Below are 22,112 nucleotides of genomic sequence, written 5' to 3'. Positions count from 1 at the left end.
TTAATAGATACTAATTATTAAACATTAGCAATATTACAAATATTTAAATCATTTTACCGTGCGTATCCGAATGCGGAATACTTAATTATTTAGACCTATATGTAGAAATATAGAGTTAATCTTATTAGAATATACTTATGGTAAAGGTGACCTTATATATATATGATAGAATACTCCTTGTCGTCACATAGAAGTGGCACACTAAACTAACTGTTAATTACAATTTAATAGATTTTAAATAAAAATTTATTTTAAAGAAGTAGTTGACAAAATAAGAAAAACCTAGTATTATAGTAGAAGTCGTCACATGATGACAAAGCAAATTGGTCTTTGAAAATTAAACAGAGAAATAGGTAAAGAAATGAAATAATATTTTATTTTAACCAGTCAATTACTTTAGTAAAAGTAATATTTAGTCGTAAGACTAAAAGTATGTAATGAGCTTGAGTAACAACTTAACAGTTGTCTCAGATTAATTATTTCAACTAAAAAAGTGTAAACTTTTAAATTGAGAGTTTGATCCTGGCTCAGGACGAACGCTGGCGGCGTGCCTAACACATGCAAGTCGAGCGATGCGATCCTTCGGGGTCAATTAGCGGCGGACGGGTGAGTAACACGTGGGTAACCTGCCTCAAAGAGGGGAATAGCCTCCCGAAAGGGAGATTAATACCGCATAATATGTTTTGATCGCATGATCTTAACATCAAAGGAATTTTTCGGAATTTCGCTTTGAGATGGACCCGCGGCGCATTAGCTAGTTGGTGAGGTAAAGGCCCACCAAGGCAACGATGCGTAGCCGACCTGAGAGGGTGATCGGCCACATTGGAACTGAGACACGGTCCAGACTCCTACGGGAGGCAGCAGTGGGGAATATTGCGCAATGGGGGAAACCCTGACGCAGCAACGCCGCGTGAATGATGAAGGCCTTCGGGTTGTAAAGTTCTGTCTTCTGGGACGATAATGACGGTACCAGAGGAGGAAGCCACGGCTAACTACGTGCCAGCAGCCGCGGTAATACGTAGGTGGCAAGCGTTGTCCGGATTTACTGGGCGTAAAGGATGCGTAGGCGGACATTTAAGTCAGATGTGAAATACCCGAGCTTAACTTGGGTGCTGCATTTGAAACTGGGTGTCTAGAGTGCAGGAGAGGTAAGTGGAATTCCTAGTGTAGCGGTGAAATGCGTAGAGATTAGGAAGAACACCAGTGGCGAAGGCGACTTACTGGACTGTAACTGACGCTGAGGCATGAAAGCGTGGGGAGCAAACAGGATTAGATACCCTGGTAGTCCACGCCGTAAACGATGAATACTAGGTGTCGGGGGTCGAACCTCGGTGCCGCCGTTAACACATTAAGTATTCCGCCTGGGGAGTACGATCGCAAGATTAAAACTCAAAGGAATTGACGGGGGCCCGCACAAGCAGCGGAGCATGTGGTTTAATTCGAAGCAACGCGAAGAACCTTACCTAGACTTGACATCCCTTGCATAACTCAGAGATGAGTGAAGTCCTTCGGGACAAGGTGACAGGTGGTGCATGGTTGTCGTCAGCTCGTGTCGTGAGATGTTGGGTTAAGTCCCGCAACGAGCGCAACCCTTATCATTAGTTGCTACCATTAAGTTGAGCACTCTAGTGAGACTGCCCGGGTTAACCGGGAGGAAGGTGGGGATGACGTCAAATCATCATGCCCCTTATGTCTAGGGCTACACACGTGCTACAATGGTGAGTACAAAGAGATGCAAGACCGCAAGGTGGAGCCAAACTCAAAAACTCATCCCAGTTCGGATTGTAGGCTGCAACTCGCCTACATGAAGCCGGAGTTGCTAGTAATCGCGAATCAGCATGTCGCGGTGAATACGTTCCCGGGCCTTGTACACACCGCCCGTCACACCATGAGAGTTGGTAACACCCGAAGTCCGTGAGGTAACCGTAAGGAGCCAGCGGCCGAAGGTGGGATCGATGATTGGGGTGAAGTCGTAACAAGGTAGCCGTAGGAGAACCTGCGGCTGGATCACCTCCTTTCTAGGGAGTAGATGTATTGACCTCGGTCGATGCAATAGAAGAATTTAATTATTCTTCAAAATATCTATTGTAATTACTCGTTCCTATTTCTCTGTTTAATTTTGAGAGACTAATTATATTAACTCTTAGGAGTTAATTAATAGTTTTTCTTAAAATGTTCTTTGAAAATTGCACAGTGTATAAAATTATTTTAAAAAGATTTAGATCCACCTTGCGTATTGTAAAATACGAGTAAGTGGTTATAGGTTAATTTATTATGATTTCGCAAAATTAATATTAAGTAGTAAAATAGTCTATGTAAATAGACAGAATCAAAGGTCAAGCTACAAAGGGCGCATGGCGAATGCCTTGGCACTAGGAGCCGAAGAAGGACGCGTTAAGCTGCGATAAGCTTTGGGTAGGCGCAAATAGCCTGTGATCCAAAGATTTCCGAATGGGGGAACCCACATAGTAACAACTATGTACTGCATACTGAATAAATAGGTATGCAGAGGTACACCCGGGGAACTGAAACATCTAAGTACCCGGAGGAAGAGAAAGAAATATCGATTTCCTAAGTAGCGGCGAGCGAAAGGGAATGAGCCCAAACCTAAGTCTTTGACTTAGGGGTTGAGGATAGATCATAAATACTGCAATTCTTTAATTGAAGATAGCTGGAAAGCTGCTCCGCAGAAGGTAATAGGCCTGTAAATGAAAAGGAAGAACAGTCAGATCTAATCCAGAGTACCACGAGACACGTGAAACCTTGTGGGAAGCTGGGAGGACCACCTCCCAAGGCTAAATACTACCTAGTGACCGATAGTGAAGAAGTACCGTGAGGGAAAGGTGAAAAGAACCCCGGAAGGGGAGTGAAATAGAACCTGAAACCGTGTGCCTACAACCGGTCGAAGCACTTTTTATGTGTGACGGCGTGCTTTTTGTAGAACGAGCCAACGAGTTACGATATGTAGCAAGGTTAAGTACTTAAGGTACGGAGCCGAAGGGAAACCGAGTCTGAATAGGGCGTTCTAGTTGCATGTCGTAGACCCGAAACCGGGTGACCTATCCATGGCCAGGATGAAGCGGAAGTAAAATTCCGTGGAGGTCCGAACCACGTTGGTGTTGAAAAACCATGGGATGAGCTGTGGATAGCGGAGAAATTCCAATCGAACTCGGAGATAGCTGGTTCTCCTCGAAATAGCTTTAGGGCTAGCGTCGATTAATTGAGTAATGGAGGTAGAGCACTGAATGGGCTAGGGGCTGACAACAGTTACTGAACCCTATCAAACTCCGAATGCCATATACTTTTATTTCGGCAGTCAGACTGCGAATGATAAGATCCGTAGTCAAAAGGGAAACAGCCCAGACCATCAGCTAAGGTCCCAAAGTGTAAGTTAAGTGGAAAAGGATGTGGGATTTCTAAGACAACTAGGATGTTGGCTCAGAAGCAGCCACTCATTCAAAGAGTGCGTAATAGCTCACTAGTCAAGAGATCCTGCGCCGAAGATGTCCGGGGCTAAAACTTACCACCGAAGCTATGGGTTTACACAATTGTGTAAGCGGTAGAGGAGCTTTCTGTACTGGCTGAAGTCATACCGTAAGGAGTGGTGGACGGTACAGAAGTGAGAATGTTGGCATGAGTAGCGAGAGTTAAGTGAGAATCTTAACGGTCGAAAACCTAAGGTTTCCTGAGGAAGGCTCGTCCTCTCAGGGTTAGTCGGGACCTAAGCCGAGGCCGAAAGGCGTAGGTGATGGACAATCGGTTGATATTCCGATACCACCAATGGACGTTATTAGAAATGGGATGACGCAGGAGGATAAGATGTGCACACTATTGGATGTGTGTCTAAGCATTTAGGCGGAGCAAGCAGGCAAATCCGTTTGCTCTTAACGCTGAGATGTAATGGGGAAGGCAATTTATTGCTGAAGTATCTGATTCCACGCTGCCAAGAAAAGTCTCTATCGAGGATATTGGTGCCCGTACCGCAAACCGACACAGGTAGGTGAGGAGAGAATCCTAAGACCATCGGAAGAATTACTGTTAAGGAACTCGGCAAATTGACCCCGTAACTTCGGGAGAAGGGGTGCCTACGTAAGTAGGTCGCAGAGAATAGGCCCAAGCAACTGTTTAGCAAAAACACAGGTCTCTGCTAAAGCGAAAGCTGATGTATAGGGGCTGACGCCTGCCCGGTGCTGGAAGGTTAAGGGGATTAGTTAGCTGAGAGCTTGCTCTTGGCGAGGCTATGAACTTAAGCCCCAGTAAACGGCGGCCGTAACTATAACGGTCCTAAGGTAGCGAAATTCCTTGTCGGGTAAGTTCCGACCCGCACGAATGGCGTAATGATTTGGGCACTGTCTCAACAGTACATCCGGCGAAATTGTAGTTCCAGTGAAGATGCTGGATACCCGCGATTGGACGGAAAGACCCCGTAGAGCTTTACTGTAGCTTAGCATTGAATTTCGGTATTGTCTGTACAGGATAGGTGGGAGACTAAGATACATGGGCGTCAGCCTGTGTGGAGTCATCCTTGGGATACCACCCTGACAGTACTGAGGTTCTAACTGGAGGCCATGAATCTGGTCACAGGACATTGTTAGGTGGGCAGTTTGACTGGGGCGGTCGCCTCCGAAAGAGTAACGGAGGCGCCCAAAGGTTCCCTCAGCGCGGTTGGAAATCGCGCGAAGAGTGCAAAGGCAGAAGGGAGCCTGACTGCGACACTTACAAGTGGAGCAGGGACGAAAGTCGGGCTTAGTGATCCGGTGGTACCTCGTGGGAGGGCCATCGCTCAACGGATAAAAGCTACCTCGGGGATAACAGGCTGATCTCCCCCAAGAGTCCACATCGACGGGGAGGTTTGGCACCTCGATGTCGGCTCGTCGCATCCTGGGGCTGAAGTAGGTCCCAAGGGTTGGGCTGTTCGCCCATTAAAGCGGCACGCGAGCTGGGTTCAGAACGTCGTGAGACAGTTCGGTCCCTATCCGTCGCGGGCGTAGGAAATTTGAAGGGAGCTGTCCTTAGTACGAGAGGACCGGGATGGACAAACCTCTGGTGCACCAGTTGTCACGCCAGTGGCATCGCTGGGTAGCTATGTTTGGAAGGGATAAACGCTGAAAGCATCTAAGCGTGAAGCCCACCCTAAGATGAGATTTCCCATTGTCCACACGTAAGTGTGGTGCAAGTAAGACTCCTGGAAGACCACCAGGTTGATAGGTTAGAGGTGTAAGCATGGTAACATGTTCAGCTGACTAATACTAATAAGTCGAGGGCTTGACCAAGATATAATAATAAAAATGCGAAAACACTGTGCAATTTTCAGAGAATATTTATATTCTCATCTGGTGATTATGGCCTGAAGGTAACACCCGTTCCCATACCGAACACGAAGGTTAAGCTTCAATGCGCCGATGGTACTGCAGGGGTGACCTTGTGGAAGAGTAGGTTGTCGCCAGGTTATTAAAAAAAACACTAAGTTTATCTTAGTGTTTTTTATTTTGTCCAAATTTAAATGAAGTCAGATTTTGAGAGTATATATATTCTCATCTGGTGGGAATATGATAATATAAGAAATAGAGGTAGCGGTTACTATCTCTATTTTTATAAACAATGAATTAATATATTTTATTAACTTTATATCCTTCTTTACCTAATGCATTTATAATGGCATTAACATGATCATGACCATTTGTTTCTACAGTAATTTCAAGTTGAACTTGCATAAAACGATCATTAGTTTTAAATTGATTATGGTCTAGTTTAACTACATTGGCACATGCGTTTGCAAGGATAGTTGAAACTTTGACTAATTCTCCAGGAATATCTGACATTTCTAAACTGAAGCAGAAGAGTCTTCCCCTTGAAACTAAACCTTTATCTATCATCGAGGATATTGTAACAACGTCAATATTTCCACCGCTTAAAACGCAGGCTACTTTTTTACCTTTTTCTTTTATTTTCTTAAGTCCTGCAAATGATAAGGCACCAGAAGCTTCTGCAATAAGTTTGTGCTTTTCTAAAAGAAGAAGAAAGGATTCCATTATATCAAAGTCTGAAACAGTTACAATTTCATCTACGTAATTTCTGATGATCTCAAAGGATAGGTCTCCAGGTTTTTTTACAGCCACACCATCAGCTATAGTGCAAACTGTTTCAAGGTGTACGACTTTTTTACAGTCAATAGAATCCTTCATTGCTTTTGCACCTTCAGGTTCTACACCTATTATTTTAATGCTTGGGTTCAAGGCCTTTGCTGCAAGTGCAATTCCTGCAATTAACCCACCACCACCAACAGGCACAAGAATACAATCGATGTCTTTTATTTCTTCCACTATTTCGCAGGCTATGGTACCTTGGCCATACATTACATCCAAATCATCAAATGGGTGTACAAAAACATAATTATGTTCTTTCTCTAATCTTTTTGCTTCTGTATAAGCTTCGTCATAACAATCTCCAAATAAAACTACAGTTGCGCCATAGCTTTTCGTGGCTTCAACTTTAATAAGAGGGGTTGTTTTAGGCATTACTATGGTAGCTAAAATACCTAACTTTTGAGCAGAATATGCAACTCCTTGTGCATGATTTCCAGCAGATGATGCAATTACCCCTCTTTCTCTTTCCGAAGATGTTAAGCTACACAACTTATTATAGGCTCCACGAAGTTTAAAGGCACCAGTTATTTGTAGATTTTCAGGTTTAATATAAACGGAATTCCCAGATTCATTACTAAATACGTCACTGTATATAAGGCCCGTTTTTAAAGTTACACCATTTAAATTTGCCTGCGCCTTTTGAATTTCTAAAAAATGATCTTCTAATGTACGATTTGATAATGATTTTAATGCTGATTTTTGCATATATAAGCCTCCTATGTTTTTAGTTATATTATTTTATAATAAAAAAACTCGTCCTTGGATATAAATCCAAGGACGAGTGTTAATCGCGGTACCACCTTAATTGTATCTTAAAAAAAGATACCTCTATTTTCGGTTCGTTAAAACCTAAGCCTTCTATCGGGGCTAACCGGCTTCCCTTACTTTGTTCTGGCAAGCAGCTCTGGAGTGATTTGTAACTTTTACTTAGTATCGACTCTCAGCAAACATCGACTCTCTGTAACTTAAGTTGATAAAATTATACTCTCCATCTTCGCATCAACAATATTCTTAATTTAAGAGAAAGTTTAACATTAAAGATCAAAAAAGTCAATAAAAAAAAATCATAATAGATAACTTTGTACTTTTTATATAAATTAATACAAATATAGAGGTTTATTTATATTTATGAAGAATATTGTAAGTGGATCAAAATAAGAATGGCTTGGGGGTAATTAAAATTAAATCTAAAAAGTTAAAACTAAACAGTATTCGGACTAAATTAATTATTAGTCTAGTATCAATTTGTATAATTCCATTAATTATACTAGGTATTGGTTCTTATAGACAGTCGAAATCAATTCTTAATAATAAATTAACGGTAACAAGCACACAAACTCTTACAGAAATAAATAATGGGTTATCTAATTACTTAAATGGATTTTCAAATATGCTTTCATTGACATCTAATAATTATAATATTATTAATGTTGATACAGGTAATAATATAAATTATATACCCGATTTATTAAAAGGTGTAGCAGAAAGTAACAAAGATATACTTGATATATCTTACGGAACAACCACAGGCAAGTTTAAAACATATCCGAATGCTACAATGTCTCCTGGTTACGATGCAACTAAAAGCTCTTGGTATAAACAAGCTTTAGAGCACAAAGGTCAAGTTATAATAACTCCAGAATATATAGATGATGGAACTAAAAAGAGTATTATTACGCTTGCAAAAACAGTGGAGAAAGATGGTAAAGTAGTTGGCGTTGTAGAAATAGATTTAACATTAAACACACTTGCAGAGCAAATATCCACAAAGAAATTAGGGAATACAGGATATGTGTTTATTTCTGAGGTTTCAGGTAAGGTTTTAGCTCACCCTGTAAAGAAACTTATTAACACAGATATGGCTTCTAAGTTACCGTTTTGGAATAACGCAAAGTCGCAAAATAGTGGTTTCGTTAATTATGATGATAATGGTTCAAAGAAATTTGGAGTATATCAAACAAATGAATTAACAGGTTGGAAGTTAGTGGCTACATTAGATCAAAGTGAACTATCAAATGACACGAAGTCTATAATACATACAACTATATTAATTATATTGATAATGGCATTAATCTCTATAGGTATGTCTTTAGTGTTAAGTAAGGGAATAGCTTATAATATTCATAATCTAAAAGATGTTTTTGCAAAGGCTTCGAAGGGAGACTTAACGGTATCTATTAAAGCATCAACAAAAGATGAGTTTGAAGATTTAGCTATATCATTTAATTCTATGATGAAAAATATATCTGGAATTATGAACAATGTTACAAATTCATCAAAGACGGTAGCTGAAACATCAACGACTCTTGCAAGTATGTCGGAGGAGGTGACAGTTTCTATAGGTGAAGTTTCAAGTGCAATAGAGCAAGTGTCAATAGGTGCAACTCAGCAAGCTCAAAGTGCTCAAGATGGTGCTTTAGAGATGGAGGATTTGTCAAATAGATTAGATAAAATTAGTAACAATTCAAATGAAATGGATAAAATTTCGACTGGGACTAAAGATTTAGGAACAAAAGGACTGTCAATGATGGACACCTTAATTGAAAAATCAAATAAAACTAAATCATCAACTAAAGAAGTTAATGAAATAATTCAGGATATGAATGAGAGCACTAAGCAAATAAATGCTATTTCTGAAACATTAGTAAGTATTACAGAGCAAACGGGTCTTCTATCGTTAAATGCAAGCATAGAATCTGCACGGGCCGGTGAAGCAGGTAAGGGATTTGCCGTAGTTGCTGGAGAAATAAGAAAACTTGCGGAACAATCAAAAAATTCAACAGAGGATATTAAAGGGATTATTGCTAATATTCAGAAAAAGTCAAATACAGCGGTAGAGGCAATTAAATCAACTCAAACAGTAGTAGATGAACAGGAGTTGGCGGTAGGTGAGACTAAAAATATATTTAGTGAAATATTAAAATCAATTAATATCATGATTACTAAGGTTGAAGAGATAAAGATATCTATTGTTGATGTAAATGAGAAAAAACAATCTACAGTATTAGAAATTGAGAATATTTCATCTATATCAGAACAAACGGCAGCTGCGTCAGAGCAAGTATCCGCTTCGACTGAAGAAATAACAGCGACAATGGAGGAGTTTGCAAAACACTCTAGTGAACTTCAAGCATTATCTGAGAAATTAGATAATGAAATAAAGAAATTCAAAATATAATAGAATTTATAAAAGATATCTACCCAAAAGTGGTAGATACCTAAGTTGAAAAGGTTATTGAATTATATAAGGATTTGTTACATATGCGAGATGCATTTGTAGCAAATTCTTTATTTTTTGTGATTTTAGATTTTAGTAGCACTTAAATTATAAGGGAATATACTGTTAGAAAATGGATAGATTTTTTAAAAAAGTGGGGTATTAGTATGAATAAAAGTCATTTATCATGTATTCTTTTTATATTTATAATTATTTTAATTGTATTTACTTTAGATTATAAAGCTGATGCAACTGTAAAAAATCCTCTTACTCAAGTAAATATATATCAAAACAATGATATATTAATGAAAAATAATATTATAAAAACAAATGTACCAAAACCTGTATATTCATCGGTAACTACAAATAATCAACTAGAAAAAGTTATAAACAGTAAGAATATTTGGAGCGCTACTTCCTATTTTATATGGATTGATATATATCATCAAAGGGTAAATATATTTAAGGGGTCTTATAAGAAATGGCATCTTGTCACATCTATGGTTTGTTCTACTGGAAAGACAAGCACCCCTACAATTAAAGGTAATTTTGCTGTGGGAATTAAGGGTAAGTATTTTATATCGTCTGGAGGTGCTAGGTGTAAATACTATACTCAAATAAGGGGTAATTATTTATTTCACAGTGTACTATATGATAGAGGTGGAAATTATATTATAGATAACACACTTGGAGTTCCTGTATCTCACGGATGTGTAAGATTAGCTTTAAAAAATGCTAAATTTATATATGATTATATTCCAGCTAAAACTTTTATTTGGAGCAATTAAGAGTGGATAAAAAATTAGGGTTTAGCAAATAGAAGTGGGAGATTTTCCTTATGAAATGTCGTTAAATTAAAATATTTTTATGATTTAATTATTAGCACAAATGGAGGAGGATGAACATGAGAAACGTATTTAGGGCAGCAGAGTTAATTATCGCAAATAAAGCACAGGGAGAAATTAATAGAAAATATGTATAACTAAAGTAACTCTGAGAATAACTCGGAGTTTTTTATGTTATTATGTACTAGGTAGAGGTGAGATTATGGAAAGTTGGATATTGATAAATAAATTAATAATACTAATTTATGTGAGTAGTTTATCTGTAAAAGGGAACTTTAATTCTCTTTGTAGTAATTATATAGTGGTTATATCCTTACTAATTTATGTGATTATTAATGTATGCAAGGCTTTAGCTTCAAGTAGAGTACATAAACTTATTTTTTTATGTATATCTGTTTTTGTACTTTTACTTTGTAGTTATTTTGTTACCCCTATATTTCTAATATTATTACCAATAAACTTTTATGAAATATTTATGGGTAAAATAAAATTTGTATATATTTTGAGTGGTTTAATAATGTCTGTTCTTATTATTAATGATAAGATTATGATATACGAATATCTCGGATCATCTTTGATTAGCCTAGTAGCATACTATTTCATTTTAGAAAGTGAAAGGACGATAGTAAAACTCACTATATGTAATGATTCTCTTAAAGAGAAAAACTATAAGTTGCGAGCAAAATTAAATGATCAAATAGAATATAAAAAACAAATTATATATACATCACAATTGCAAGAAAGAAATAATATTGCTCAAGAAATACATGACAAATTAGGTCATAGTATTTCAGGCAGTTTAATGCAACTAGAGGCGGCTAAACTTCTTGTGGACAAGGATAGTAATAAAAGCAAACTTATTATTCAAAATATAACAAATGTACTTAGAGAGGGTATGGAGAGCATAAGATTTACGCTTAAAAATATTAAACCTGAAGTTGAACAATTAGGTATAAATAAGCTTAAGTTACTTGTAGATGAGTTTAAAAATAAAGGGAAAATTAATGCGAAATTGTATTATAGTAATGAGCTAGATAAAATAACATACATTGAGTGGAAGGTTATTTGCGACAACATTCAAGAAGTTTTTACAAATATAATTAAATATTCACAAGCTAATAATGTTAAGGTAAATGTGGAGGTTCTTAATACTTTAATAAAGGTAGAAATAAAGGATGATGGAATAGGATGTTTAAGAATAGAGAAAGGACTTGGGTTATCTGGGATAGAAGAAAGAACTATGAATCTAAATGGGAAAGTTATTTTTGATGGTTATAGTGGGTTTTCAGTAATTATGCTGTTCCCTATATAAAGAACAAAGAGTGTGGAAGGATGGTGTTAAATTGCCAATTAAGATTTTAATTGCTGATGATGATTCATTGATTAGGGAAGGTCTAAAAATAATAATTGGGTTGGATGAAGAATTTATTGTAATGGGATGCGTTGAAAATGGACTAGAGGCAGTAGAATATTGTTTGAACAATCAAGTAGATGTTGCACTTTTGGATATAAGAATGCCAATATTCAATGGTGTAGAGGCCATAAAGGAAATTTCTTTAAAGACGAAAACTAAATGCCTTATTCTTACTACTTTTGATGAAGATGAATATATAAATGCAGCAATTCGTTATGGTGCGAAGGGGTATATTCTTAAAAATAATTCTCCAGATAAAATTAAAGCTGCAATAAAGGTAGTAAACAGTGGAAATATGGTTATGCAAGAAGGCATAATAGATAAGGTATTAAAAGGAATAGATAGTGATAATAGTAGTAAGTTAAATAAGGATCTATTTACTATTAGAGAGATGGAGATAATGCAGGCAATTGCTGATGGATTATCTAATAGAAAGATATCAGCAAGGTTGTTTATTTCAGAAGGTACTGTAAAAAATTATATTACATCAATTTTAAATAAAACTAGCCCTGAACATAGAACGCAGATTGCTATTTATTATTTAAAAGGTGGGAATAATTAGAATATGACTTTTGTCATACCAAAAAAGTGACTTTCTATACTTATAGTGGAAGTCTTTTTTTTATATAATAAAAGCATAGAAGTGATTAAATATAGAGAGTTTTAAGGGGGTATTATTTTGGATATTGTAAAAATAGTTGGATTGACTAAAAAGTTTGGAGACTTTACGGCAGTTGATAATATTGACCTTTCCATAAAAAAAGGAGAAATATACGGTTTACTTGGGCCTAATGGTGCAGGTAAGAGTACTATTATAAATATGATTTGTGGACTGATAACAACAACAAAAGGTTCTATTGACATACTTGGAATAGATAATAAAAAAAATTCAAGTAGTGCAAAGATGAATATTGGGGTAGTACCTCAAGATATAGCAGTTTATGAAGATCTAACTTGCTTTGAGAATGTAAAGTTCTTTGCAAGTCTTTATGGAATTAGAGGTAAAGAATTAAATAAAAAAGCAATAGATGCTTTAGAATTTGTAGGTCTTACAGATAAAGCTAAGAGTTTCCCTGCGAGTTTTTCTGGGGGAATGAAAAGAAGATTAAATATAGCATGTGCAATTGCTCATACACCTAAGCTTTTAATAATGGATGAGCCAACAGTAGGTATAGATCCACAATCAAGGAATCATATACTTGAATCTGTAGTCAAATTAAATAAGCTTGGATGTACAATTATTTATACAACGCATTATATGGAAGAAATAGAAGCGATTTCAACAATGATAAGCATTATTGATCACGGAAAGGTTATTGTTTCTGGCACAAAAGAAGAACTCAAATCTATTGTTACAGACAAAAATACTGTTGAGGTTACAGTTATTGATGGCAAGGTAATAAAGGAAGAAGAGTTAAAGGAAATAAAGGGAGTTACAGGTGTTATAGTTAATGAAAACAAAATTAAGATTGACAGTTTAAAGGAAATTAATAATTTGGATAAGATAATTTTATATTTCACAGATAATGTTATTCCTATTAGAAATATCGAAAATAAAGTACCTGATCTTGAAACTGTATTTTTAACATTGACCGGTAGAAAGTTAAGGGATTAGAGGTGATAAGATGAATATTATTTTTATAATTATAAAGGAAGTAAAACACAGTTTTAGAGACAAAAAATCAATGGCAATGATGATATTATTCCCAATGGCATTAATAGTTGTGCTTAGCGCCGCATTTAACTCAAGTTTTAATAGTTCTATTGATATTGGTACACCTAAAGTTTTATATAACATTGAAGGAACTGGTGATATCTCTGATAATTTTAGAAGTGGCTTTATTGAAAAAGGAAAAGAGTTTAAAATAAAATTTACAAAAATGAATGATATAGATTCTGCTAAGAAAAAATTAGTATCTAAAGAGTATGACGCAATTATAGAAATGAAAAGTAATAATAAAATAGAGTTTTATAAGAGTGGACAAGAAAACCTTAAGGCTGGTGTGGTTGAAAGTATTTTATCCACATATGTACAAGAATTTAATGTGATTATGGATGTTAGCAAGGTAAATCCAAGTATAATTAATAGCTTGATAAGTGATAAAAAAACGGATTATTCTACAATAACTTCTGTTAATAAAGGGGATGCGCCATCCTCATTAGATTATTATACAATAGCAGAAATAGCACTGATAATTATGTATGCAGGAATGACTGGACTTTTTGGAATTGCCAGTGAAAAAAATTCAAAAACTAGAGATAGAATTTTAATAAGTCCAGTTAAAAAATATGAGTTTCTTATAGGAAAAACAATAGGGGGAGTTATAGGTACAAGTCTTCAAATTGCTATTGTTATTATATTTAGTAAGTTTGTTCTTCATTCAAATTGGGGAAATGATATTTTTACTGTGTTATTAATTTTTATTTCCCAGATAATAATGGCAATAAGCATAGGTGTAGGACTTGTTTTTATTTTTAAAAACGAAAATGTGGCAAATGGAGTGTTAAATTTCATGATACCCGTAATGGTATTCCTCGGAGGAAGTTATATGAGTGTAGATAGTTTTGGAAGCAAGACATTCCAAGTTATAACCTATTTATCACCTGTGAGGTGGACTAATAGATCCATATTTGATGTGATTTATAATAATAATTATAGTAAGGTTTCATATGCAATTTTGATTAATATAGGTATAGCAGTAGTCTTTCTTGCTATCTATTCCTTGTTATTTAGAAAGGAGAATGTTTAATTTGAGAAATTTATTTTTATTGACATTTAATACATTAAAGATTACGTTTAGAAAAAAATCTAGTATTATAGTTTACTTAATTCTCCCAGTTATAATTGTTATGTTTGTTATGGCTGCTTATTCATCAATGGATTCAAAGATAAAAGTAGGAATAAGTAATAAGGCACAAAATGGAGTAATATCTAAAGATTTTGTTGCTGCTTTAAATAGTCAGGATAAATTCAAAATCCAAGAAGTTAATGAAAGTGACATAAATAACTTAGTTACAGAAGGTAAAGTTGATTGTGTAATTACAATGCCTTCAAACTTTGACAAAGATATTTCAAATGGAACAATGGAAAAAATACAAATAACTTCAATTAAAGGTGAGGAGGCTACCGCTTGGGTTCAAAACTACGTGAATTATTATGTTAAAAGTATAATATTGATTGGAAAGGCATCACGTAAAGATAAAGCTACCTTTAATAAACTTTATGAAGGTTTTAAGGTTCAGACCCTTACAGTGCATAAAAATATAGTTAAGGATGAATCTAGGGATAAATTAAAGACCGTTCAGAGTATAGGGCTTTTAATAATGTTAATGCTTCAAGGTGCCACTGCAACTTCAGGTCTTATTTTGAAGGAGAAAAAAGACAAGACTTACTTTAGAATATTTACGACTCCGGTTAGTAGCAGAATATATATTGGAGCAAATATACTTGCGAATATGTGTATAATTGTAGCGCAATCAATTTTAGTAATATTTGTATCGAAGTACATTCTAAAATTAACTACTGGGATACCTGATTTGCAGCTACTTTGCATACTTGTTTTGTTTGGATTTGTTTGCGTAACATTAGGTATTTTATTAGTTGCTTTTTCAACCACGACAAAGCAAGCAGGGGCTATGGCTACTTTAATAATAACACCAACTTGTATGTTATCTGGATGTTTTTGGCCAATTGATATGATGCCTAATATGCAGCAAATAGCAAATTTTTTACCACAAACTTGGGCATTAGAAGCCATTAGGCAGTTACAAAACGGAAAAACGTTTGTAGCAATTATTCCACTACTTGGAATAATTGTAGCATTTGCACTAGCATTTTTTCTAATAGGTATGTATAAGATGAAAAATAATGAAAATGTTAAAAGTTTTATATAATACTCTATAAAAGTAAAATAATAGCTAGATTTATTTCCAAATTATGGTATAATGAGTCGAGCAAGCAACTTAGCAGGGCTAACAAAATGAAAATACTTTGTAAATTAAAGAGAAGTTAATGATGCTCTGGGGTATAGCCTTGGAGCTTATTTTACCTACTATACAAATGGCGAAAAGTGATTTTAATAATCAATAAAGTAATTATTACACATTAAAAAATAATTAGGAGTTGTTAAAATGAATTATTGGTGGATAAATGCGAACCCTCATGATGATAAAAATCCTTGGAGCTGGACAAAAAGTTTAGGAATTGGTCAGATGGAAGAATGGAATTCAAAAAACGAACAAGGAGGGACTAGAAAATATTTTTCAAAGGTAAAGGTTGGAGATTTAGTCATTGGATATAATTCAGGAAAACAGAGGGAACTTGTGGCACTCGGTAAAATAACGGGAGAAAGGCATTTAAATAAAGATGGAATACAGGTAATCGATGTAATAAAAACTAAAGATATTCAGTTCCCCATAAGTATTGAAGAAGTAAAGCAAAATGATATTTTTAAAGATAAGTTTTTGAATGGTATAAAAGTCCGAGGTACAATTATATCGTTAACAAGAGAACAATATGACGAATTAATAAAAATGATAGTATGAAAATGATATAAGAGAATTAAAGGCACTCAGAAATGGGTGTTATTTTTATGTTATAAATTTCTGATTTATAACATAAAAATAGTGGAGGTGATATATATGTTTAGAACTATCGTATGTAAAAATTGTGATAATAACAAAGTAACTATTGAAAAAGTTAGACAACAACTATACATAAAATGCTCTAATTGTGGGAGTATAATACTACAGGCTATGCATTTAGAATATTGGGATAAGAGCGATATAAGTATATATAAGCTTAGAATTAATAATGGGAATGATAGGTTAATTGAGGCAGAAAAAATTACAAGAAATATCGATAATGAGGAGGATCAAATTTTAGACCAAAAGGAAATAAAGATTAGATTTATGTATATAAAAGAATATGAATACATAAGGCAACTCGAGAGGGACGAATACATGGAAATATGTTATTTGAGGACACAAATAAATAGATAAAACAATAACTTTAATTGATCACTTATATTTATATAAAAACAACTTAAAAAAGTCATGGGGTATTTCAAAATAAGAAATATCCCATGACTTATTTTAGCTTAAATATTGGACAAGTTGTAACTGATGTTTTATCATATAGATAGAACATAAAATTTTTTATTAAATAAGAACTAAAGAGGAGATTAAAACATGAAAAAGGTAATATTTTTTGACATAGATGGTACATTAATTGATTGTACAAGAGGAATTACAAAAATTACGAAAGAAGTTGAAAAATCTATTAGAAAATTACAAACTGAGGGTAATTATATCTTTATTGCAACTGGTAGACCATATGCGTTTATAAGTGAAGAATTATTAAAATTTGGTTTTGACGGTTTTGTTTTTACTAATGGTGCACAAGTAGTAGTTAGAGAAGAATTAATTTACAAACAAGAAATTAAGAAAGATGTTGTAAAAACAATAGTAAATAATTTTGAGAAATTTAATATTGAGTATATATTGGAAGGTGAAAAATATTCATATATGAAGAGTGAATGTGAAGATCTATATGCATATTATGATAGTTTTAATATATCAAGGAAGTATATAAAGAGCGAGTACAATATTAGTGATATTGATATTTATAAAATGGAGATGTTATGTAAAAGCAAAGAGGCAGAAGAATATTGTCTATCATTACAAGGGGATGAATTTGATTGTAACCATAATATATCAAGTAATATTTTTGAAGTTTATTCTAGTAGGGAAACAAAAGCATCTGGAATAATGAGAGTACTCAATCATTTAAATATTCCTGTAGAAAATAGTTATGCATTTGGGGATGGTATAAATGATATAGAAATGTTAGAGTCAGTTGGATGTGGTATTGCTATGGGAAATGCAAGCGAAAAAGTTAAAAGTCATGCTAAAAAGGTAACATGCGATGTTATAAATGATGGAATAGCAGTAGGAATAGAAAAATTTATAAACTAAATTTTTCTATATACCAAGTAGGTGCTTTAGTTTGTGAACATTGCTTCTACTTACGGGGACTTCAGTTTTTTTTATATCATTAATAACTAATTTATAAGTCCCGTGAAACCATGAGTACAATTCATTGATTTTATCTATATTAACAAGATAACTTCTGTGAACTCTGAAGAAATTAGTTCTGGCCTCAATTTTGCAAAGGGTATAATTTGTAAAGTAGCTTTTATCATATGTCTTAACATAGGTTCTTTCATCTTCTGTATAACAATAATATATAGTGTTAACATCTATTAGTTTAATAACGCCATTTTCTACGCAAGGAATCTTTTTTAAATTTATATCAACTTTATTTAAGTTATTGATCAGTTCACTAATTATATTGACAACATCATTTTGATCTTGTTTATTAACCATATATTTTTCTTTTAAATGATTAATAGTTGTTGCGATGCGATCTTCATCAAAGGGTTTGAGTATATAATCAAATGCCTGTATTTCAAAAGCTTCTATGGCATGCATGTTGTAGGCAGTCACAAATACAATGTCTATTGCTTTATTCTCATCCTTTATATGTCTTGCAAGTTCCATGCCACTTCCAAGGGGAATATTTATGTCCAAAAATGCAACGTCAAAGGTAACATCATTTATTAAATCTATTGCCTCAATATTATCGTACGCAGTGCCGATAACCTCAATAAAGTTATACTGTGAAAGAAGATATTCAAGCTCCGATGCTGAGGGCATTTCATCTTCAACAATAATGCACTTTATTTTACCCACTTTCATCACCCCTTTGGTATTATTATTTTTATTCTTGTTCCTTCATTGTAAACACTTTTAATATCTACTCCATACTGTGGGCCATACAAAAGTATAAGTCTATCGTTTACATTTTTAAGACCAATACCAGGCCATTTCGTTATTACTTCTTTATACTTTTGAGGATTCATTCCGACACCAGTATCGGTTACTTCAAAGATAATATCGTCAGATGTATCTTCAGCATTTATAAAAACAGAGCCACCATCTTTTTTACCATGAATTCCATGTTTTATTGAGTTTTCTACTAGGGGCTGAAGTAAGAATACAGGTATTTTAAAATTTAATATTTCCATAGGAATGTTAAAATACACCTTAAGTCTCGGTCCGAACCTTGCTTGTTCTATATGAAGGTATGACTTAATTAATTCAATTTCTTCATTTAATGTTACAAAATCATCATCCCTTTTTAGAGTTTTCCTAAAGTAGTTTGATAAGTCTAGAATTAAATCTTTTGCTTTCATTGGATCTGTTCTACAAAAGCAGGATATAGTATTTAACGCATTAAAGAAAAAATGTGGATGTATTTGAGCTCTTAGTGATTTAAGCTCAGCCGCTTGGACCCCTTCTGCTAATTTATTTAACGTGTAAAGTTCAATTTGCATGGAAAGTAGGCTTCCTAGTTCCTGGCAGAATTCAATAAAATAAGAGTCTAAATCCTTTTCACTTTTCACTTTTAATCCTAGTATACCTTCAAATTTATTTTCATTTATCAGTAGTGGAACACAGTAAAACACTTCATCTTTAAATTTATCCTTAAATTTAATAATTTTAGAGCTATTTTGCGAAAATACAGAACCTAAATTATGCGATAATAAAATTTCGGATAAAGACTCTCCACAGTAAGAGAGAAGTGTCTTTTTATCAGCTATAAATACACCTTGCACAATACCAATTTTATATATTATTTTCACTATTTTATCTGCGGTGTTTTTACTTAAGCCTAATCTCATGTAAAATAGAGTCTGTTTAGAAATCGCAAGTACTCTTTGTGCTTGTATTGCTCCGGTTTTTGCATTTTCAATTTTTATTCTGTTTATTATGTCCAAAAAGATTGCAACACCAAGAGAATTTACTAATATCATAGGCAGTGCTATTACTTTTTCTAAGGCGAGACTTTGATAAAAAGGTTTTGCTATTAATAGTATTAATAACATCTGAAATGTTTCAGCAATAGATCCACCAATAAATGCTGTCTTAATGCTAAAATTTTTATCCTTTAAATATAGTCTAATAAGTCCACCTGTAAGGCCCTCGATAACAGTTGCAATTCCACAGGCAACGGCAGTAAAGCCACCTAAAGTGTAACGATGAAATCCTGCAATGGCACCAACTATAATTCCAACAATAGGTCCGCCCATCATTCCTGCGACAATAGCTCCAATAGGCCTAGTATTTGCAATAGCGTGAGGCTGAATATCAACACCAATATAGGTTCCAAGTATTGATAATATAGTAAAGGAAATTATCATAATTACTTTATCCCTTAAATTTATACTATTTTTAATTAATTTCTTGAATGTGTTCGAATGGCTGAATATATATGCGGTTAGAGCAACAAGTGACATTCCCTCCATTAGTTGTAAATATAACATATAAATTCACATCCTTATTTTATCTTATAATTAAATTATAGCTGAAAAAAAATAAAATACAAATTAAATGATAACGATTTTATGAATACTATTCAAAGCAACTATTGTACACTTAGACCATTAAATGTTACACTTCACCGCAAATATATTTACGGTGAATAAGTGTAGCAATATAATATAGTTACACTAGTTATTTGACTTATAAATATATTTTGAGAGGAGTAAGTGTTATGAATTCTATTGTATTAGTAATCGTTGCCGCTCTTGTTCTTATTATTGCTTACAGAACCTATGGTGCTTTTATAGCCGCTAAGGTTTTGGTTCTGAATGAAAAAAACAAAGTTCCATCAGAGGTACATAATGATGGGAGAGATTTTATACCAACCAATAAATGGGTGCTGCTAGGACATCATTTTGCGGCTATTGCAGGTGCAGGGCCACTTATAGGACCAGTCCTTGCAGCACAGTTTGGATACTTACCAGGAACTTTATGGATATTGATCGGCGCAGTAGTTGGCGGTGGTGTTCATGATATGGTGGTACTATTTGCATCTGTTAGACATGATGGTCAATCAATAGCGCAGCTTGCTAAAATTTACTTTGGTAAGAAAATGGGTTTGGTTACCTCTATTGCAGTTCTATTTATACTTATAATAACAATGGCAGGTCTTGGAATACCCGTTGTCAATTCATTGTTTAACAGCCCATGGGGTACATTTACAGTTGGGTTCACAATACCAGTAGCTATGTTTATAGGAATCTATATGAAATATATAAGGCCAGGAAAAATAGCAGAGGCTACAGTAATTGGAATGGCTCTCATTATGGTAGGGGTTGTTGGAGGACCATTTATTCAACATACAGCATTTGGACAATTTTTAACTTTTGATGCTAAACAAATGTCTATTATACTTGCTGTATACGGTTTCTTCGCAGCGGCACTTCCGGTTTGGCTTTTATTGTTACCAAGGGATTATTTAAGTACTTATATGAAACTCGGAGTTATAGGTGCACTTGCACTCGGAATAATTATAGTAAGACCAGTACTCCAAATGCCAGCAATAACTCAATATGTTCATGGTGGTGGTCCAATTATTCCAGGAAAAGTATTCCCATTCCTGTTTATAACAATAGCTTGCGGTGCTTTATCAGGATTTCATGCACTAATTAGCTCAGGAACTACGCCAAAGCTTATAAAAAATGAGAAAGATATACTCCCAATAGGATATGGGTGTATGCTAATAGAAGCTTTTATAGCTTTAATGGCTTTAATTGCAGCTTCAGTACTTCCAACAGCAGATTATTTTGCAATAAACTCATTACCTGCAGTATTTGATAAACTTAACATGATACCAAAGGAACTTCCAATGCTCTCAGGAATGGTTGGAGAGCAGTTAGCAGGAAGACCAGGTGGATCGGTATCACTTGCAGTAGGTATGTCATATGTATTTTATAAAATTCCAGGATTAACTAAATTAATGGCTTATTGGTATCATTTCTGCATTATGTTCGAGGCACTATTTATATTAACAACAATAGATGCTGGAACTAGAATTGGAAGATACTTATTACAAGATTTAGCAGCTTCGGTATATAAACCGTTTGCTAAAAAGAATTCTTGGGGTAATATAATATTATTTAGTGCTCTAATGTCATTTTCATGGGGATATCTTCTTTATACAGGAAATGTATCAACCATTTGGCCATTATTTGGTGTTGCAAACCAGACACTCGCAGCAATAGCATTTGCAATTGGTACTACATTTTTAATAAAAAATGGTAAACAAAAGTATATGCTGATTACAGTTTTGCCACTTATATTTATATCGGTTACTACATTTACAGCAGCTATAGAAAATATATTCAATAATTATATTCCGCAAAACAAAATAGTACTTGCAGTTATGTCAACTATATTAGTTATTATGCTTGCAATAATATTAGTTGAAAGCGTTAAAGTATGGATTGTAGAATTAAAAAAGAACAAGGATGTAATGAATAAAAAAGAAATCACTGAGTAATGTTTAGTACAAAATTAAGGTACAGTTTTTATTAGAAGCTGTACCTTAATTTTATTTAATATAAATAGGGTATTTAAAGTGT

The 22,112-nt window shown here is 34.2% G+C and carries 14 protein-coding genes, 3 rRNA genes and 1 other annotated feature; of the genes, 14 read left to right on the top strand and 3 right to left on the bottom strand.

Annotated elements, in window-relative coordinates; genetic code table 11:
• The first annotated feature begins 504 nt into the window (after positions 1 to 504).
• The 3 genes from A7L45_RS17315 (at position 505) to rrf (ending at position 5,449) form a co-directional block, all read left to right on the top strand.
• Positions 505 to 2,018 (top strand): 16S ribosomal RNA (locus A7L45_RS17315).
• A 316-nt stretch (positions 2,019 to 2,334) separates the two neighbouring features.
• A 23S ribosomal RNA gene (locus A7L45_RS17310) occupies positions 2,335 to 5,273 on the top strand.
• Between the two features lie 59 nt (positions 5,274 to 5,332).
• Positions 5,333 to 5,449, top strand: a 5S ribosomal RNA gene (rrf, locus tag A7L45_RS17305).
• Together the 16S, 23S and 5S rRNA genes form the textbook arrangement of a ribosomal RNA operon.
• Positions 5,450 to 5,606: 157 nt before the next feature.
• On the opposite strand, the gene ilvA is transcribed toward rrf, so the two are convergent.
• Positions 5,607 to 6,851, bottom strand: a complete 1,245-nt coding sequence (gene ilvA / locus A7L45_RS17300; protein ID WP_071613939.1) for a threonine ammonia-lyase — start codon at positions 6,849 to 6,851, stop codon at positions 5,607 to 5,609.
• 65 nt (positions 6,852 to 6,916) lie between these two features.
• Positions 6,917 to 7,150, bottom strand: a binding site (T-box leader).
• A 176-nt stretch (positions 7,151 to 7,326) separates the two neighbouring features.
• Between ilvA and A7L45_RS17295 the strand changes: the two genes are divergently transcribed.
• The 10 genes from A7L45_RS17295 (at position 7,327) to A7L45_RS17250 (ending at position 17,598) form a co-directional block, all read left to right on the top strand.
• Positions 7,327 to 9,324 carry a methyl-accepting chemotaxis protein gene (locus A7L45_RS17295; protein WP_071615031.1) on the top strand — a complete coding sequence of 666 codons (1,998 nt, stop codon included), beginning with the start codon at positions 7,327 to 7,329 and terminating at the stop codon, positions 9,322 to 9,324.
• Positions 9,325 to 9,530: 206 nt separating this feature from the next.
• Positions 9,531 to 10,151 carry a L,D-transpeptidase gene (locus A7L45_RS17290; protein WP_071613938.1) on the top strand — a complete coding sequence of 207 codons (621 nt, stop codon included), beginning with the start codon at positions 9,531 to 9,533 and terminating at the stop codon, positions 10,149 to 10,151.
• 259 nt (positions 10,152 to 10,410) lie between these two features.
• Complete coding sequence (locus A7L45_RS17285) at positions 10,411 to 11,520, top strand: sensor histidine kinase (RefSeq protein WP_071613937.1); 1,110 nt, start codon at positions 10,411 to 10,413, stop codon at positions 11,518 to 11,520.
• Between the two features lie 31 nt (positions 11,521 to 11,551).
• A complete protein-coding gene (locus tag A7L45_RS17280) occupies positions 11,552 to 12,184 on the top strand; it encodes a response regulator transcription factor (RefSeq protein WP_071613936.1) in 633 nt (210 codons plus the stop codon).
• Between the two features lie 117 nt (positions 12,185 to 12,301).
• Positions 12,302 to 13,237 carry an ABC transporter ATP-binding protein gene (locus A7L45_RS17275; RefSeq protein ID WP_071613935.1) on the top strand — a complete coding sequence of 312 codons (936 nt, stop codon included), beginning with the start codon at positions 12,302 to 12,304 and terminating at the stop codon, positions 13,235 to 13,237.
• 10 nt (positions 13,238 to 13,247) lie between these two features.
• Complete coding sequence (locus A7L45_RS17270) at positions 13,248 to 14,372, top strand: ABC transporter permease (RefSeq protein ID WP_071613934.1); 1,125 nt, start codon at positions 13,248 to 13,250, stop codon at positions 14,370 to 14,372.
• 1 nt (position 14,373) lies between these two features.
• Positions 14,374 to 15,516, top strand: coding sequence for an ABC transporter permease (locus A7L45_RS17265; RefSeq protein WP_071613933.1), 1,143 nt, complete (start codon positions 14,374 to 14,376; stop codon positions 15,514 to 15,516).
• A gap of 237 nt (positions 15,517 to 15,753) precedes the next feature.
• Complete coding sequence (locus A7L45_RS17260; RefSeq protein WP_071613932.1) at positions 15,754 to 16,167, top strand: EVE domain-containing protein; 414 nt, start codon at positions 15,754 to 15,756, stop codon at positions 16,165 to 16,167.
• A 96-nt stretch (positions 16,168 to 16,263) separates the two neighbouring features.
• Entirely contained in the window at positions 16,264 to 16,623 is a 360-nt protein-coding gene (locus tag A7L45_RS17255) for a hypothetical protein (RefSeq protein WP_071613931.1), read from the top strand.
• Between the two features lie 189 nt (positions 16,624 to 16,812).
• Positions 16,813 to 17,598 carry an HAD family hydrolase gene (locus A7L45_RS17250; RefSeq protein WP_071613930.1) on the top strand — a complete coding sequence of 262 codons (786 nt, stop codon included), beginning with the start codon at positions 16,813 to 16,815 and terminating at the stop codon, positions 17,596 to 17,598.
• Between the two features lie 6 nt (positions 17,599 to 17,604).
• Here A7L45_RS17250 and A7L45_RS17245 read toward each other — a convergent pair whose 3' ends face one another.
• Both A7L45_RS17245 and A7L45_RS17240 read right to left on the bottom strand, forming a co-directional pair.
• Positions 17,605 to 18,375: a LytR/AlgR family response regulator transcription factor gene (locus A7L45_RS17245; RefSeq protein ID WP_071613929.1), complete on the bottom strand. Its 771-nt coding sequence runs from the start codon at positions 18,373 to 18,375 to the stop codon at positions 17,605 to 17,607.
• A 5-nt stretch (positions 18,376 to 18,380) separates the two neighbouring features.
• A complete protein-coding gene (locus A7L45_RS17240) occupies positions 18,381 to 20,009 on the bottom strand; it encodes a LytS/YhcK type 5TM receptor domain-containing protein (protein ID WP_071613928.1) in 1,629 nt (542 codons plus the stop codon).
• Between the two features lie 230 nt (positions 20,010 to 20,239).
• Between A7L45_RS17240 and A7L45_RS17235 the strand changes: the two genes are divergently transcribed.
• Entirely contained in the window at positions 20,240 to 22,030 is a 1,791-nt protein-coding gene (locus A7L45_RS17235; RefSeq protein ID WP_071613927.1) for a carbon starvation CstA family protein, read from the top strand.
• The last annotated feature ends 82 nt before the right edge of the window (positions 22,031 to 22,112 follow it).

Source organism: Clostridium estertheticum subsp. estertheticum, assembly GCF_001877035.1.
Classification (GTDB): Bacteria; Bacillota; Clostridia; order Clostridiales; family Clostridiaceae; genus Clostridium_AD; species Clostridium_AD estertheticum.
The sequence above is the reverse complement of the archived record's forward strand: the minus strand, read 5'-3'. Positions and strand labels throughout refer to the sequence as shown.